Origin of the sequence: Pantoea sp. AG702 (genome assembly GCF_003182295.1) — a bacterium.
Classification (GTDB): Bacteria; Pseudomonadota; Gammaproteobacteria; order Enterobacterales; family Enterobacteriaceae; genus Pantoea; species Pantoea ananatis.
In genome coordinates this window covers 1-14,614 of record NZ_QGTU01000012.1, presented here as the reverse complement: position 1 = coordinate 14,614, position 14,614 = coordinate 1, and the positions used below count along the sequence as shown (strand labels likewise).

General features: G+C 48.9%; 14 protein-coding genes and 2 pseudogenes. 5 read left to right on the top strand and 11 right to left on the bottom strand.

The window, feature by feature from the left end:
• Positions 1 to 359 precede the first annotated feature (359 nt).
• On the bottom strand, positions 360 to 1,256 hold the full coding sequence (locus tag DFO57_RS21555) for an alpha/beta fold hydrolase (protein ID WP_110015933.1): 897 nt from the start codon (positions 1,254 to 1,256) through the stop codon (positions 360 to 362).
• Positions 1,257 to 1,420: 164 nt separating this feature from the next.
• On the bottom strand, positions 1,421 to 2,038 hold the full coding sequence (locus tag DFO57_RS21550; protein ID WP_110015931.1) for a TetR/AcrR family transcriptional regulator: 618 nt from the start codon (positions 2,036 to 2,038) through the stop codon (positions 1,421 to 1,423).
• 501 nt (positions 2,039 to 2,539) lie between these two features.
• Between DFO57_RS21550 and DFO57_RS21545 the strand changes: the two genes are divergently transcribed.
• From DFO57_RS21545 to DFO57_RS21525, 5 genes are all read left to right on the top strand, one after another.
• A complete protein-coding gene (locus tag DFO57_RS21545; protein WP_110015929.1) occupies positions 2,540 to 3,109 on the top strand; it encodes an HD domain-containing protein in 570 nt (189 codons plus the stop codon).
• A gap of 34 nt (positions 3,110 to 3,143) precedes the next feature.
• On the top strand, positions 3,144 to 3,842 hold the full coding sequence (locus tag DFO57_RS21540; protein ID WP_110015927.1) for an RraA family protein: 699 nt from the start codon (positions 3,144 to 3,146) through the stop codon (positions 3,840 to 3,842).
• Between the two features lie 26 nt (positions 3,843 to 3,868).
• Entirely contained in the window at positions 3,869 to 5,287 is a 1,419-nt protein-coding gene (locus tag DFO57_RS21535) for a DASS family sodium-coupled anion symporter (RefSeq protein WP_105080401.1), read from the top strand.
• Between the two features lie 24 nt (positions 5,288 to 5,311).
• On the top strand, positions 5,312 to 6,343 hold the full coding sequence (locus DFO57_RS21530) for a hydroxyacid dehydrogenase (protein WP_110015925.1): 1,032 nt from the start codon (positions 5,312 to 5,314) through the stop codon (positions 6,341 to 6,343).
• A gap of 327 nt (positions 6,344 to 6,670) precedes the next feature.
• Positions 6,671 to 7,618, top strand: a complete 948-nt coding sequence (locus DFO57_RS21525) for a LysR family transcriptional regulator (RefSeq protein WP_110015923.1) — start codon at positions 6,671 to 6,673, stop codon at positions 7,616 to 7,618.
• A gap of 181 nt (positions 7,619 to 7,799) precedes the next feature.
• Here the strand turns inward: DFO57_RS21525 and DFO57_RS21520 are convergent.
• From DFO57_RS21520 to DFO57_RS21480, 9 genes and pseudogenes are all read right to left on the bottom strand, one after another.
• Positions 7,800 to 8,343: pseudogene (locus tag DFO57_RS21520) on the bottom strand (DDE-type integrase/transposase/recombinase); the annotation flags it as partial.
• Positions 8,344 to 8,351: 8 nt separating this feature from the next.
• Positions 8,352 to 8,615, bottom strand: a pseudogene (locus DFO57_RS21515) (integrase arm-type DNA-binding domain-containing protein); the annotation flags it as partial.
• Between the two features lie 290 nt (positions 8,616 to 8,905).
• Positions 8,906 to 9,370 carry a hypothetical protein gene (locus DFO57_RS21510; RefSeq protein ID WP_110015921.1) on the bottom strand — a complete coding sequence of 155 codons (465 nt, stop codon included), beginning with the start codon at positions 9,368 to 9,370 and terminating at the stop codon, positions 8,906 to 8,908.
• Positions 9,371 to 9,372: 2 nt separating this feature from the next.
• Positions 9,373 to 10,095: a hypothetical protein gene (locus DFO57_RS21505; RefSeq protein WP_110015919.1), complete on the bottom strand. Its 723-nt coding sequence runs from the start codon at positions 10,093 to 10,095 to the stop codon at positions 9,373 to 9,375.
• Positions 10,096 to 10,324: 229 nt separating this feature from the next.
• Positions 10,325 to 12,649 carry a phage/plasmid primase, P4 family gene (locus DFO57_RS21500; protein ID WP_110015917.1) on the bottom strand — a complete coding sequence of 775 codons (2,325 nt, stop codon included), beginning with the start codon at positions 12,647 to 12,649 and terminating at the stop codon, positions 10,325 to 10,327.
• A gap of 11 nt (positions 12,650 to 12,660) precedes the next feature.
• Entirely contained in the window at positions 12,661 to 12,984 is a 324-nt protein-coding gene (locus DFO57_RS21495) for a DUF5375 domain-containing protein (protein WP_110015915.1), read from the bottom strand.
• Positions 12,981 to 13,205, bottom strand: coding sequence for a hypothetical protein (locus tag DFO57_RS21490; protein ID WP_110015913.1), 225 nt, complete (start codon positions 13,203 to 13,205; stop codon positions 12,981 to 12,983). The genes DFO57_RS21495 and DFO57_RS21490 overlap by 4 nt, the downstream gene beginning before the upstream one ends.
• The gene (locus tag DFO57_RS21485; protein ID WP_199226584.1) at positions 13,202 to 13,741 is read right to left on the bottom strand and encodes a host cell division inhibitor Icd-like protein; all 540 of its coding nucleotides are present in this window, start codon (positions 13,739 to 13,741) and stop codon (positions 13,202 to 13,204) included. Before DFO57_RS21485 ends, DFO57_RS21490 begins: the two co-directional genes overlap by 4 nt.
• Positions 13,742 to 13,769: 28 nt before the next feature.
• Positions 13,770 to 14,027: an AlpA family transcriptional regulator gene (locus DFO57_RS21480; RefSeq protein ID WP_110015911.1), complete on the bottom strand. Its 258-nt coding sequence runs from the start codon at positions 14,025 to 14,027 to the stop codon at positions 13,770 to 13,772.
• Positions 14,028 to 14,614 lie beyond the last annotated feature (587 nt).

Sequence of the window (14,614 nt, the reverse complement as noted above, 5' to 3'; positions counted from 1 at the left end):
TTAACTTTCAATAAGCGTTTTATTTATATTTTAACGATGATCGGGCCGGAATTGCGGTGCAGGTAACGCGTAATCTGCAGAGAACTGGAAAATCAGGCGAATCTTTTATTCAGAATAATGATGAATATCGTATTCAGAGGCGGTGAGGATATTGCAGTGGATTGCGGGCGCATCCGCTAAACGTGTTCCGGGGATGCTCAATCCTCAGACACGTTTTTGACGTCAACGCGCCTTTGATACTCCGCGGCTCTCAGATGGAAGGGACGCGGCGTTGGGATGGCGCATTCACCTTTATTGTCCACACCGAACGGCCAGCAAAGCTGTGCCGATGGTTTTGTTATCCATGGACAGAGACTGGTCTAATGCCTGTACTGGCCAAAAAACGCGGCCAGGGCGTTGGCAGTGGCTTCGGGCTGTTCCTCCGGCTGGAAGTGCCCGCAATTAGCGATGTGCTGGCCGTGTATATCATCGCCGTAGGCTTTCAGCGTCGCCGCCATATCTGCAATCGAGCCTTGATCGGCGGACAGCCCCAGTACCGGCATGACCAGTCGCCCCTGCCTGACCAGCTCCGCATTTTGCGCAGCCGACTGAGACAGCGCTCTGTAAAACGCCAGCCCCGCGCGTAAGCCTCCCGGCGTTTTAAGCAAGCGCTCATATTCGCTCAGTTCAGTCTCGCCATAACAGCTGTGGTTAGCGGCTTTCTCGCGAAAAAACCATTCCAGATAAATGCGCTCACGGCCTACCAGCAAGGCTTCAGGAAGATCCGCTACGGCATGAAAGGCAAAGTGCCATGTTTTCCAGGATTTGTCAGAAGCCGACGGCAGTTTATCCGGTAATGATATGCCCGGAATACCGGCATCCATCAACGTCAGCGCCCGTATTTCCTCGCCATATAACATCGCGTAGGTAAAGGCTACCCAGGCACCGACGTCGTGTGCGGCAAGAAAGTACGATCCTAAACCGAGTGAATCGATAAAGGCATGCAGCCGCGTGGCAACCGTTTGAGTGTCGTAGCCGGAAAGCGGCTTATCGGTGTCGCCCTGGCCCGGCAAATCAACGGCGATAATTCGGTATTGATCAGCAAGAGGCAGCATGACATGTCGCCATGCAAACCAGCTTTCAGGAAAGCCGGCCAGCAACACCAGCGGAAAGCCATCCTCACGACCGCCCGTGACATAATGAAAGCGCAGACCTTCTATCCGGGAAAAATGGTGACTAAAACCGTCGGGTGCAGCAGGGAGCATGAGAGCAGACATAGGGTTTTCCTAAAGTAAAAGTACACTACCGGCTTACCGCCGCCATGGCGCGTTGTAATCATCCGCCGCTTAAAATGGTGAACCAGGTGCATGGACCAGATGAGTCATGAAGTCCGCTGCAACGGCAATATCGCCCCGGCAAGCGCGGCCTCAACAATCATGCGTTACGCCAGAACCTTCAACGCCTGAGCTACAAAACGCTCAGCATCGTCGGTGAGGGTTGAGGCTTTACCGATGACGCGCATTCCCTGAAGCAACGCCAGAATCACCTCGGCAGCGGCGGCTTCGTTGGTGGTCGCGGCAATGGAGCCATCTTGCTTTCCGCTTTTGATCAATTCCGCAATGTTGCTGCGCCGCTTTGCCAGCTGTTTTTCCAAGCTGGTGGCTGCAGCGCCGAGCTGGTCGACGTTAGTGACACCAGCCACCACCATGCAGCCCAGCTTGCCCTCTTTCCCCTGACTGAGCTCAACGTAATCCCGCAGCAGTTCAGCAAGCTTGTCTTTAGCTGTCGTGGCCTTTTCCAGCCGGGTTTTTATGTGCTCTTCACGAAGAAACACATACCGCTCAAGCGCCCTAGCAAAAACGCCCTGTTTGTCTTTATAAGCCTTGTAAACGCTGCCTGTACTGAGGTTGGTCGCTGCGGTGATGTCGCTGATGCTGACGTCACTAAAACCACGATCGCGAAATAGCCTGATGGCCCCATCCAGAAATTGCGCTTCGTTAAAAGCACGCGGTCGGCCCGCAGAGGATTGCGCATTGCCGGTGTGGGAAGGGGATTTCATAGCTAATCTCCAATTAGGAAGTGATCGTTTCCTTTTTAGAGCATGGAGGGGGAGGCTGTCAAGGGGAGGAAGAGGGAGGGGGTGACACTGGAGATTCTGATCTCGGGTTCAGGCACAAAGCAGAAGAGACTTGATGAGTGTTAAGACTTAATCAGGCCGGCAGCAGATCTATAGTGTCAATCTAGAGCCATCATCAAATTTCACGTATCAAATGTTATTCACGCCAACTTTATTAAAGTTACTTTATTTACAATTATATTGATGAATACTTTTTTTTGTGATGTGACGCTCATATGCGAAGTGTTTTAATTGACTATTTTTGCATATCCACTTCATGCCTCAAGATATTATAAGGAAATGCGTTAATATTTTAGTGGCGCACCAACAACATTTTGTTGTCAATAATAAATAAATTGTTGTTTCCATTTTTTGGTTTCAAACAATATAGTACATATGAACACGATATGGCTTATTAAATAACGTTGACTCGTGAGGGGTAAAATGAGCGAAATATACATTGAAAAAATTAAAGAATACTTCCCGCAACTCTCAGAAGTAAAAGATAAAACACTTGTAGATGCTACATGCAAAATATGGATCGAGGCATTAAATAATAGTACCTGGAAAAATATAGAGGAAGCGCAATTTGCGACCAGAGCACCAAACGTTGGATTGATTAAGCATACAGAGAGTGTTACGGAAAATGTTCTGGTCATAGCCAGGAACATGATAAGAAAATTTGGATATGACATAAATACAGATACTTTAATTATTTCAGCAGTTTTACATGATGTATGTAAATTGGAAGAAATGGAAATGGATGTTGGTGGACCTGGAACTAGTAAAAAAAGTCTAACAGGTAAACTCTATCAACATGGTTTTTTAAGTGGATATTATTGCCATAAATACGGACTACCTGAAGAGATTACTGCATTAGTTGTTGCACATTCAGGGCAGTCGAGAGTTATCCCACAAGGTAAAGAGGGGATGATTTTATTCTATGCAGACATGATGGATGCAGATGTCCACTTTGTTCATGTTGGAACAGAACTTTGTCTCCATGGGAAATAATACCTAAATTAATAGAATTAATAAGGAACATACTATGTCAGTAGGTAATAGAGTTTTTACAAAAAGAACATTGCCAGATCCAGAAGTGGTTAAAGCATTCAGTAAAATAGCAGCGGCAAATGTGGCGGATTGCATGGGGCGATTGTGTGGAATGAACCCACAAATAAAACTTATGTCGAATCCGTCCGGTAGAATTATGTGTGGTGTTGCATTAACAGTTAAAGCCAGAGCCGGCGATAATATGATGCTTCATAAAGCCATGAATATTTCACAACCAGGCGATGTAATTGTTATCTCAAACGAGGAGGAACGAAGTAGGGCTGTTATGGGTGAAATAATGTTTAATTATTTACAAGGCTTCAAAAAAATAGAAGGGATTGTAATTGATGGCCCGGTCAGAGATATCGATGTCCTTTCAAAAGGAACATTACCTCTTTATGCAACTGGAACAACTCCATCTGGCCCATATAAAGAAGGACCTGGGGAAGTTAATGTTCCTGTTTCATGTGGTGGTATTATTGTAAATCCAGGAGATATCATTCTTGGAGACAGAGATGGCGTAATTGTAATACCCAAAGGTGACGCTCATTCTATTCTGGAAAAAGCGATAGTATTATCTGAAAAAGATAAAAATAAAGCAGCAAACTCTGCAGCGGGTACTGTCAATCGACAATGGGTAGACGATTTATTGGAAAAAAAAGATGTAGAGATAATTGAAAAGCCATATGAATAATAATATTAAAGCAGGAAAGGCGAAATATGAAGTACAAAATAGCAAAGCTTATTCCAGTTGTAATTTTCCCTGTACTAATCTGGATACTTCCGTCCCCTAGTGGACTGGATATTGAGACATGGCATATGGTTGGTTTGTGCCTTTCTCTAATGTGTGGATTAATCATAAAACCTTTTTCCGAACCAATTATTAGCCTGATTATCGTAGGTATTGGATCATTTTTTTTAAAAGATCCCAATTTGCTTTTTCAAGGTTGGGGAAATCAGAGCGTTTGGTTTTTGCTGGCCGTGCTACTAGCTTGTAGTTCATTCAGAAAAAATGGTCTGGGTAAACGTATGGCATACATTTTACTATCCAAGTTTGGGAATACCTCCTTTGGACGTTCCTCACTTGGTTTGGGATATGTTATGCTGCTCTGTGATTTGATATTAAGTCCAGCAACGGGCTCTAATACATCCCGATCCGCAATTGTTTTCCCGATATTTCGAGGGATAGCGGAATCTCTCGGTTCTCATCCAGACAAGGACCCCAAAAAGTTAGGTGCTTACCTTGAGTTATTAGAGCATGTAATTGCAATGTCAACAGCGGCACTTTTTTTAACCGGGATGGCATCCAATGCAGTGATCGCATCGACTGTAAATCAACTGGTAGGTATAGAGTTATCGTGGGGTTTATGGTTTAAAGCAGCGTTAGTCCCGGGGTTACTTATTCTTTTTTTAAGCCCTCTTGTTGTCTATAAGTTATTTCCACCAGAAATACGTGATTTAGGCAATATAAAACCAATCGTTACGCAAAAGCTTGCTGAAATGGGTCCGATGAAACGAGACGAAAAGATCATGTTAGTTCTTTTTATCTTAGCTATTTTGGGATGGAGCATAGGCTATAAAATCGGAATGGGTTTATATATCGTTGCCTTTATCTGGTTAGCCCTGCAGTTGATTTTTGGGTTATTAGATTGGAATGACCTAATGGCTGAAAAAGGGGCCTGGAACATGTTCCTCTGGTATGGTGCATTTTTCAGTATAACCGTTGCTCTGAATCAAGGTGGATTCTATACATGGCTTGCGTCACAATTTCAGTACTACATTGATCTATCTGTGATAAGCGGCTCCCTTGTTTTAGTCATACTGGTATTACTTAGTTTAGTAGTTAAGTATTTTTTCGTTTCGAACGCTGCTTATATTGTATCAATTTACCCGGTCATTCTTACCTTAGCAAAAGCAACTCAGGTAGATATGATGGCTTTGTCATTGATGCTAGCTCTCTTGGGTGCATACGGCGCTTTGCTTTGTAACTACGGAAACGGTGCAAGTATTTATTTATTTGGAAACGGCTATGTTAGCCAAAAAGATTGGTATACAAAAGGCACGATAGTACTTGCCCTTATTGTTGCAGTGCTCTTTGCTGTCGGTCTACCATATTGGAATTTGATTGGTATATTGTAATATATTAATAATGAGGTTTTTAACATGGGTTGGAAAATTCTGTTACCACAAGAGTTGAAACAAGATGGCCGTCATCTGCTTGAAAGTCAAGGGCATACGTTAATTGATGGTCGAGGCTTTGAAACAGAGGATGTAATTGCAGATATGAAGTTACATCGGCCCGATGCGATTATTGTTCGTGTGACAAAAATGTCTCGTGAAGTATTTGAGGCAGCAGCGCCAAATTTAAAGGTTCTTGTCCGACATGGCGCTGGATTTGATGCTGTGGATCTAGATGCTGCTAGCGACTTTGGGGTCAAATGTTTGTATGCGCCAGTAGCTAATAGTACATCAGTTGCTGAAACAGCGTTGATGCTAATGCTATACATGAGCCGTAATGTGACCACTCTTCGTACAATGTTGCCAGTAGATTACTATGCGGCAAAATTAAAAACTCATATGACAACATTAAACGGAAAAACAGTAGGGATCATTGGATGTGGGAATATTGGAAGCCGCACGGCCAAACGGTGTCTTGCTATGGAAATGAACGTTCTGTGCTATGATCCATATAAGCCTGCTAAAGATTTCCCTGATGGTGTCGAGGTTGTAAGAGATCTCGACAGAATTTTTACAGAAAGTGACTATATATCACTTCATGCACCGAATACATCTGTGACTCATAAGATGGTCAACAAAGAAAAGTTAGCCATGATGAAATCGAGCGCTTTTCTGATCAATACAGCTCGAGGTGGATTGGTAAATGAAGATGATCTCTTAGAAGCATGTAAAAATGGCGTGATCGCTGGAGCTGGACTGGATGTAATTGCACATGAGCCAATGCTGCCGAATAACCCATTGTATAAACTGAATAATATTTTAATTACTCCTCATATTGGTGGAAATACTGTAGAAGCTGCAATTCGTGCTTCTTACATGGCTGCTATGGGCGTTGCCGAGATGTATGAGGGTAAGGTTCCAACATGGCCAATACCATTAATTGATTATAATAACGCTGTGACTTACATAGATACAAAAGAAAGTAATAAAACTCCTGTTGGAATGTTTGATTATTAATTGTATTTATATCTGATGTGATCGACCACAGTGCATTATCAGTGGTCGATTTTTATACTTCAGAGATTATGCCTTAATTAAAGTAACCAGCGCTATTTTAGAAATGGAAAATAGTTGTAACACCTATTTCTATAAGTTATTATTGAATCATATGTCCATGAGTTGGTTAATTCAACGAATCTAATTTTCTTATTATTATACAATCGCTGTCTATTTTTATCAAAAAAATAACAATTCATTGCATATCTTAACGATTTAACATGCAGTGATTACGATAAACAAGCGAGTAATTATTGGTGGTTATTATATAGTTATATTGAGGTTGTTATGAATTTCATTAGTTTGAGCTATTTTGTCGAGTTGGCAAAAAATTTAAACTTTACCAAAACTGCCCAAAAACTCTCCACCTCACAGCAAAATCTCAGCATACATATTAAAAAATTAGAAGATTATTACGGCATAGATCTATTTCATCGAAAACCGCAGCTTAAATTAACTCAGGCGGGAATAGTGCTTTATGACTCTTCAATAAAAATACTCATGGAAAGTAATAATGTATCATCTCGAATAAATGATATAAAACAGAATAATATAGGTACATTAAATATTGGCGTGACTCCATATAGAGGTAGTTATTGGCTCCCCATGCTTTTACCGGAATTTTTTATAAAATGGCCTAATGTTACAATAAATATCACAACTGAAACATCAGCCAGAATGGAGCAAATGGTTATCTCCGGAGATCTTGACTTTTTTGTAGGCATAAAAAAAGGAAGTGATTCATTATTAGAGGCAATTCCATTGATGAACGACAGACTATATCTGGCAGTCACCAGAAAACTGCTTGTTGAATATTTTGGAAGGGATGCAGATAATGTTATTTTAGAATGTAAAAATGGTACTACGCTTGATAAATTCAAAAACTTTCCATTTATTTTGCTTAAATCAAATTATCGTCTTCATGAAATTGTAAATGTATGCTTTCAAGAGGCTGGGTTTAAACCAAGAAAAATATTAGAGGTTGATTCAATAGAACTTATGCTTTCTTTATTTGATTATGATCTTGGCGTTTTTTTTCTGACTGAAATAAGAGTGCCAACCTTACAAGAGAGATATCCAGATAATGTTTTTTTACCTGTCCTTTTACGAGATGGTTATGTTTTTAGCCCATTGAATATCATCTATCATAAAAAAAGTTTTTTATCAAAGTATGCGCATGACTTTATCTCCCGGACAACAGCATTGTTTGGGGCTTCCCAATCTATTTCACAATAAATCGTTGGCCTGCTTTCTGATTGAGCAATACTCATAATTTCAGGAATACCTTTGCCATAGTTATCGGTCCCCCCTCTGTATCCCCAAATATAACTTGATGCAGATTGAAGTTGATTGACTTCAGGACACAAAAAAGCTTGCTTGATCTTGACCCGCTATCTCTGGACAGTTTTGTATATTTAGTTATCCATATCCGCTGCCGCTGGTATTCCCTCGGGGTGTTTTATCCCAGCGCTGTGCGGGTGGTTTTCATTGTGATGTGAGAACGCTACTGCAAGATTTCGCAGTGCTGTTCTCACATCCAGTTTGGGCATGAACGCGTTATAATCTTCCTTCATCGTCTTCACGAACCGCTTGGCCATGCCATTGCTCTGTGGGCTGCTCACTGCTGTTGTGCAGGGATCCAGATTCAATCCTCTGGCGAACCTCCGCGTTTCATGCGTGGTATACGCTGAACCGTTATAGGTCAGCCACTGCACTGCTGTTTCCGGCAACCTTTCGCAGAAGCGCTTTTCTAGCGACCTCAGCATCACATTCTGAACGGTAGAACTGTCGTAGCCTTAGGTGCTTGCTGCCCAGTCTATGGCCTTTCTGTCGCAGCAGTACAGCGCGAACGTGATCCGTAGTTTTTCACCATCGTAGCAACCTAACTCGAAGGAGTCTGAACACCAACGCAAATCGCTTTCTACTACCGCGATTTTCCCTTTGGATTCACGCTTCGGACGTTCTCCTATGGATCGATTTGTTTCGCCAGGAGAGAGCGAGACTGTGTCCGGTAGTATCTGGCATCGGCAAGGGTGACTGACGGGTAGTGGCCTATGCTCTTCTTCGCACGTTTCTGGGTGACAGGGCGGATGTAACGAAACTGCCAGATTTTACTGCCGCTGGATTTGATGAGTAGCTCAAAGCCATCGCCATCATTGAGCACTTAGTCCGCTTCCTTGGGTTTGGCAGATTCGATTTCCTTAACCGAGAGAGGTTTGGCTTGTCTTGCCATTGCCTGGTTTACATAGTTTTAGGCACCTCACAAACAATAAAGCGTCATGAGGTGCCTAAAAGTTCGGATTTAATTGGTTTACTTCAGACTGTCCCAGGACAAATTGCAGGTACAAAAAAGCCTGCAGGGCTTGCGCCGTGCGGGCTCTTAGCACTTCATCGGATGACGCTTGTAATCGCTGGCAGAATCTGAATAAATAGCCTATCTGCATGAAATTAAATATAAATATTAAATTAAAAAATAATTGGTATACCTAAACGTATACCAATTGCTGTTGTTAAATGGTTTTTTTATGTTGGGGAGGGCGATGGCTTTGCATCTATAGTCAGATACGCTTTTAGACCTGAAGAGCGTTTTACGCCACGAGGATCGGAAAAGAAGGGAACACGGAGCTTTGGGGTGTCGTTCACTTTAATTGTCCAGACAGACCCGCCAATGAAATTGAACTCAATGGTTTTGTGATTGACAGACAGCGCCTCGAAAGAACCTGACGAATACTCATTGCCAACCTGCAAACGTTCAACAATCCCCTGACTCAGGCTGATGAGAGTAACAGTAAGAAACTCCTCAAAGATCACATCATCCGTTGTAAAAAGAATATACCTGTCATTGTCGACTTTAACTGAGGCTTCGAGTACCTGCCCGTTTATAGTGATACCCGTCGGTTTGTTATCGATCACTACTTCAGAAACGGCCTGCTGAAAATCAGTTGCTTTACTTTTCTCAACAAGCTTTACCGAGAGAGTTTGTTCCATGACTATCCCCAAAGACGTCCCATTTCAAAGGCGGCAAGTGCACCACCAACAAATCCACCAATCAAAACACAAACGGGTGCTCCGGGGCCGCATACCAAACCTGCTAAAGCACCTCCCGCTGCACCACCTGCTATGCCTGCACCGTTAATCGCTATTTGTTTACCGGTTTCAGCAACTTTGTTTTCAGCGGTATAAATTTCATATACAGAGATGGCTAAAGAGAGGACGATAAGCCCTTTTCCTGCTCGTGAGAGCTGCAACATCTTCAGGTTAACACTGGGATTAGCTTTACCCGCAGATTCCACAATGCTGGCATACACCTGATTTTTTTGCACTTCAGAAAGGCTGGCAAAGTTTGTTTTAGGCCCAAAAAGTGAGGTCGCTTTCTTTGCGACTAACTCATTAAGCGTCTTACCCGATGACTTCATTCTTTCCGCCATTGCACGCCCAAGTGGCGTACTGCGAGTCCTGATCATTTCCATGATGAGATTTCGCGTTTCCTGAGCTTCTTTCGCAGCCTGTTCCCATGTTAGCAATCCAGCATTAACTCGGGATCGTAAATCGTCAGCCATCTCTTTGATGCGCCTCGAATACTCAAGGCGCAAACGGGGATCTATGGATAGTCGAGCGGCAGCAGCAGCGACATCCCCCTGCAAAGCATTAATAGCTGCGTCAAACTGTTCACGATTTTTAGTGTCCAGTGCATTCAAAAAAGAGGTGTCCATTTATTGCTCCTTTTTTAGGCATTCAAACTTTATCAAAACAGTTGCGCGGCCAGAAAGCGAGATCCTACAAAAAAAGATTTTATAAATAATCCTTCACACTGTTCACCTTGTGTTTTTATGTTTTTATATCATAAGGTTAGATGGTGATGGATGGGTGAAGGGTGACGCATATCCTTCACCACGGGTGTATGATGGGTATAAAAAAACCGGCTTTCGCCGGTTCAGGTTGTCATGCTGCGTTCGGATCGTCGCACTTCGGCAGCCAGTCGGCGCTGCTTTCGTCCGTCAGCCCGAGGTTGGTCTGCATCCCGAGCTTCGTGCGCCGCTTCAGGTAGCTTTTCCCGTACTCGCGCAGGATGCTCTCCAGCGCCTGGCTGAAGGTCTTCATGCTGAGCGGGTTGCGGTAGCCGTTGGCCTCCATATACGCCAGATAGGCGTGGTAGAGGTAGCGCTTTGGCTGGAGCGGCCGGATGCTGGCGTTACCCATGTGCAGGCCGTTCGGCTCAGCGGTCGCAAACAGGTAGCCGCAGAAGTCCACCATCGGGTCGGCGTCGCGCTTGATGCGCATGGCCTCACCGGAGTTCTGCTGCTGCTGAAGCAGCGCGCGGGCGTCCTGCGGGCTGCTGAAGCGCTGCATCAGCTGGCGCACGATAACAGCCAGCTCCGCCTGTATCTTCTCCCTCAGCTGCGGGTCGCGCTCGTCCGCCGGGATGATTTCCGCAAAGTGCAGGATGACGCGGCGGCGTGACACGCCCCCGCTGCGGTCGGTGAAGCGCATGGGGTTGTTGTTCACGGCCAGAATCACCGCCGGGATGTGCGTGGAGTAGGCGTCGCGGTACTTGGGGTCAACGGACACCGCATCGCCGCCGGTAATCGCCTTGATGCCCGCGCCGTCGCCGCTCCACTTCTCCTGGTCGGGCAGGCGGATGAGTGAATAGCCGATGACCGAGGCGCGCTCGCGCGAGGATTCCAGCGTTTCGATGGTGGCCGACACGGCGTTGTCCGTTCCCGCCAGCATGGTGGCGATTTCCGCCATGATGCTCTTGCCGCTGCCGCCGGGGCCGGTGACCTCCAGAAACAGCTGCCAGTCGTAGCGGTTCGCCAGCACCATGAACAGCGCGGCCAGAATCACGTCCCGCTTGTCTGCGCTGCGCCCGGCGGCGCGGTCAAGCCACTGCCAGAAGTGCGGCGCGTGGCGCTCCAGCGTTTCGCCCGCCACCGGGCGGGTGTAGTCCACGTCGCTGACCGTGCGAAGCCAGTTCTCACGCCGGTGCGGGCTGAAGGTGCCGCTGCGGGTGTCGAGCACGCCGTTACGGAATCCGATGAGCTGTCGCTGCGGCGCGGCCTGCTGGGGCAGCATCAGCTTCAGCGTGTCCACCACGCCCGCCACCTTGCCCGCCGAGAAAGGCGCGCGCAGGCGCTGAAACAGCTTTGCCACGTCGCGCCCGAACTGGTTGCCGGAAATCACCTTCCACGCCCCGGCCTCATAGCGGCAGAGGATTTCGCCGCTGGCGTCCACGGCCAGATTACGCCCGTAGTGTTCCGCAACGCGCTCCGCCTTCTCGCTGGCGCTCATGGCCGTAAACTCGGCCTCGCTCATGGTGTCGAACGGGCTGGCGGCGGGCGGGGCTGAGGCTTCGCGCAGCGCCTGCCGGGTGGCATCCTCACCGTGCGCGGTAAAGGCGTCGTTCCAGTCGCCGAACACCGGCGGCAGGGCCACTGTTGCGTTGCAGGCTGCGGCGGCGTGTTTCGCCTTACGCTGGCCGTCGCCGTTCAGATCGCGGTCGGCGGCAATCACCAGCGGCAGCGTCGGGTGCTTTTCACGGACGAGGCCGGCCAGGGAAAGGAGGTTCACGGACGACAGGGCAACCCACACCGCGTCACCGGTCAGCGCGTGTACGGTCAGCCCGGTGGCGTAGCCCTCGGTGAGCCAGATGCGCTTTGGCGTGCCTTTGCCGCTCAGGACGTGGCAGGCGCTTTTCACCTGGCCGCCTTTAAGCGTGCGCTTGTCACCGGCGGCGTTAACCAGCTGGACGTTGACCAGCGCGCCGTCCGCGTCGTGTAGCGGCACCATCAGATCGCCGGGGCGGTAGGCGGTCAGCGCCACCTTGTGCGGCTTCGTGAGCGTCAGGCAGGAATGTTCGGGCAGCCCCTTACGGGACAGGTAGGCGTTGCCGGTGACCGCTTTTGCGCTGCTCACCAGCTGCTGCGCCAGCGCGGCGGCGGCCGTGCGGGCAGTTTCATCGTCCGCCTCCGCCTGTGCGGCCTCAGTGACCGGCGGCAGGTTGCCGGTCAGGTCGTTCACGCGCGCAGCGGCCCCGGTCAGGCTGACGCCCAGCGCCTTCTGCACCAGGTCCATGCCGTCACCGGCCCCGCACTGATTGCAGAACCACGTCCCGCGCCCCTCTTTGTCGTCAAAGCGAAAGCGGTCTTTGCCGCCGCACACCGGGCACGCCGTGTGCCGGTTCTTCACCACCTTTACGCCCAGCGCGGGCAGGATGCGGGGCCACTGGCCCCGCGCGGCGCTGGCCGCGTCTGATACGGTCATTTTCATTATGATTTCCCTCAGTGCAGCGGCGGTGCGTCGTGGATGCGCCCGCAGAGTTCGTCCATCACCACCTGGCCTAAAAAGCTCAGGCGCGGGGCGGCCTTCAGCGGCCCGGCGGTCAGCAGGTCGTCGAGCAGTGCGCAGGCAATCTCCAGCCCGCGCGTCCGGCCGTGCTGGCGCAGGTAAAAGCCCTCCAGCTCTGTCTCAATGGCGCGCTCCAGGCGGGCCAGTGTCAGGCCGCAGTGGCGCTTCTGCTCACGGCACAGGGTGAGCCAGGCGCAGGCCACGGCGCGGCGTGACAGCGCGGCGCGCAGCTCAGGGGACAGGGTGCGTGCGTTCATGCGCTCACCTCCCCGTTCATCCAGCCGTCGCGGCAGCGGGTCACCACGTCATCCAGCTGGCCGGTGATGAGAAACAGCAGCGAGGCCAGCTGTTCGCTGTCGGCAGGCTCCGGCGGGGTGCAGCAGTCGCGCAGGGCCGCCGCCTCACAGGCCAGACGTCCGGCGTTGCGCAGGTGCTCCAGGCGGGCGAGGTCGTCAAGGGTAATGGTGGCGTGATTCATGCGTGCACCTCCGTGACCGGCAGGCGGGCAGCAAAGGCCAGCACGTAATCGCGGGCCAGCAGCTGGCGGGCGGCACGTTCGGTGGCGGCGGTGGCGCGCAGCATCTGCACGCGGGTATGACGCTCACAGCGGCGCACGGCGGCAAACACAAAGACAAATTCTGAATGCGGGGAATTAAGGACGGTAGCCATAAGGACAGTCTCCATTGAGTAGCGGTTATCGCCACCACCGGAAACGCCAATTTCACTGGTGGTAGCCCGGACAGGGTTGGCGTAACCGGCCTCAATGGATACCGGCGCTTCGTGAGAAGCCCCCGCCCGGGCCACCATTACAAGTACGGTGCAGCGATTAAGTAACCGCCGCCCGATAAATGGGTGCACTGACGCAAAGACACAAAAAAAGACGCAAGGCGCGTCTGGTGTCGCCATTGAGTTGCTCAGGACGCCAATCCCGGCTGTCGATTTTGCGACAGCAGAAACACTGTACCAGGGAAGGCCCCCGGCGCGCAAGCCGGGGAAAGCAAAGAAATGCAGCATGACGGACAGCCTCAGCGATGGATGGAGGTCATGCCGCACGCCCCTGACCGCGGGCGGCGATGCGTTCGTTCATCCAGGCGTTTACCTCGCTGGCCGCCCACGCGACGTTCTTGCCGCCCAGGGAAATCTGCGCGGGGAAGGCCTCGCGGCTGATGAGATCGTAAATAGTCGAGCGGGACAGGCCACAGACGTGAATGACCTCCGGCAGGCGCATGAAGCGCTCCTGCACCTGCGGCGCATAAGGGGCTGACGGGGCGGAAGATGGTGCGGTTAAAGCAGTGTGCATGGGCTACCTCTCGTTGATTCCATACAGAGCCGGGCGGGTACGTCCGGCATCGGGCAGCTCTTTATTCTGAGCATTTTTCTGCTCCATTCAACAGGTAAAATAAGACTTTGCGTCCTCAGAAAACCTTGCAAATTCAGTCTGGTGCAACGGGGTGCCATATAGTGGCAAATAGTGACATAGTGAAAAATGGAAGAAACTTAAGGGAATAAATTCAGAATTATTTATTTCTTATTGTTCTTAAAAGTACTGTTTTCTCAAAATCGTAAGGGTGAAGGATGGTGAACAGTGGGTGAAGGATGCTTTTTCAACTGTTCACCCTCTAATTTACTGTATTACTTATCTTTTTCTTTCTGGTGAAGAATAGTGAAGGATTTATATAAAACTAAAAGCTGAGCAATGGGTTTCGTGAAACCTTTCCCTGGCTGGCCAGAAGAAGGGCTTTTTGTCTGAGTCGTCACACAATGTCATCCGGTGGCACCGCCTGTGCCAGCCCCGGCACAATTGACTTACTGAAAACGACCACACAGGAAGCCGACATGACCGACACCGCTTTATCCCTTCCCGCCGCCACGCAGGCCGCGCTTGAT

Bases quoted from the DNA above. Each gene is read 5' to 3' on its own strand.
- DFO57_RS21555 (WP_110015933.1), bottom strand. From the start codon at position 1,256: ATGTCTGCTCTCATGCTCCCTGCTGCACCCGACGGTTTTAGTCACCAT.
- DFO57_RS21550 (WP_110015931.1), bottom strand. From the start codon at position 2,038: ATGAAATCCCCTTCCCACACCGGCAATGCGCAATCCTCTGCGGGCCGA.
- DFO57_RS21545 (WP_110015929.1), top strand. From the start codon at position 2,540: ATGAGCGAAATATACATTGAAAAAATTAAAGAATACTTCCCGCAACTC.
- DFO57_RS21540 (WP_110015927.1), top strand. From the start codon at position 3,144: ATGTCAGTAGGTAATAGAGTTTTTACAAAAAGAACATTGCCAGATCCA.
- DFO57_RS21535 (WP_105080401.1), top strand. From the start codon at position 3,869: ATGAAGTACAAAATAGCAAAGCTTATTCCAGTTGTAATTTTCCCTGTA.
- DFO57_RS21530 (WP_110015925.1), top strand. From the start codon at position 5,312: ATGGGTTGGAAAATTCTGTTACCACAAGAGTTGAAACAAGATGGCCGT.
- DFO57_RS21525 (WP_110015923.1), top strand. From the start codon at position 6,671: ATGAATTTCATTAGTTTGAGCTATTTTGTCGAGTTGGCAAAAAATTTA.
- DFO57_RS21510 (WP_110015921.1), bottom strand. From the start codon at position 9,370: ATGGAACAAACTCTCTCGGTAAAGCTTGTTGAGAAAAGTAAAGCAACT.
- DFO57_RS21505 (WP_110015919.1), bottom strand. From the start codon at position 10,095: ATGGACACCTCTTTTTTGAATGCACTGGACACTAAAAATCGTGAACAG.
- DFO57_RS21500 (WP_110015917.1), bottom strand. From the start codon at position 12,649: ATGAAAATGACCGTATCAGACGCGGCCAGCGCCGCGCGGGGCCAGTGG.
- DFO57_RS21495 (WP_110015915.1), bottom strand. From the start codon at position 12,984: ATGAACGCACGCACCCTGTCCCCTGAGCTGCGCGCCGCGCTGTCACGC.
- DFO57_RS21490 (WP_110015913.1), bottom strand. From the start codon at position 13,205: ATGAATCACGCCACCATTACCCTTGACGACCTCGCCCGCCTGGAGCAC.
- DFO57_RS21485 (WP_199226584.1), bottom strand. From the start codon at position 13,741: ATGCTGCATTTCTTTGCTTTCCCCGGCTTGCGCGCCGGGGGCCTTCCC.
- DFO57_RS21480 (WP_110015911.1), bottom strand. From the start codon at position 14,027: ATGCACACTGCTTTAACCGCACCATCTTCCGCCCCGTCAGCCCCTTAT.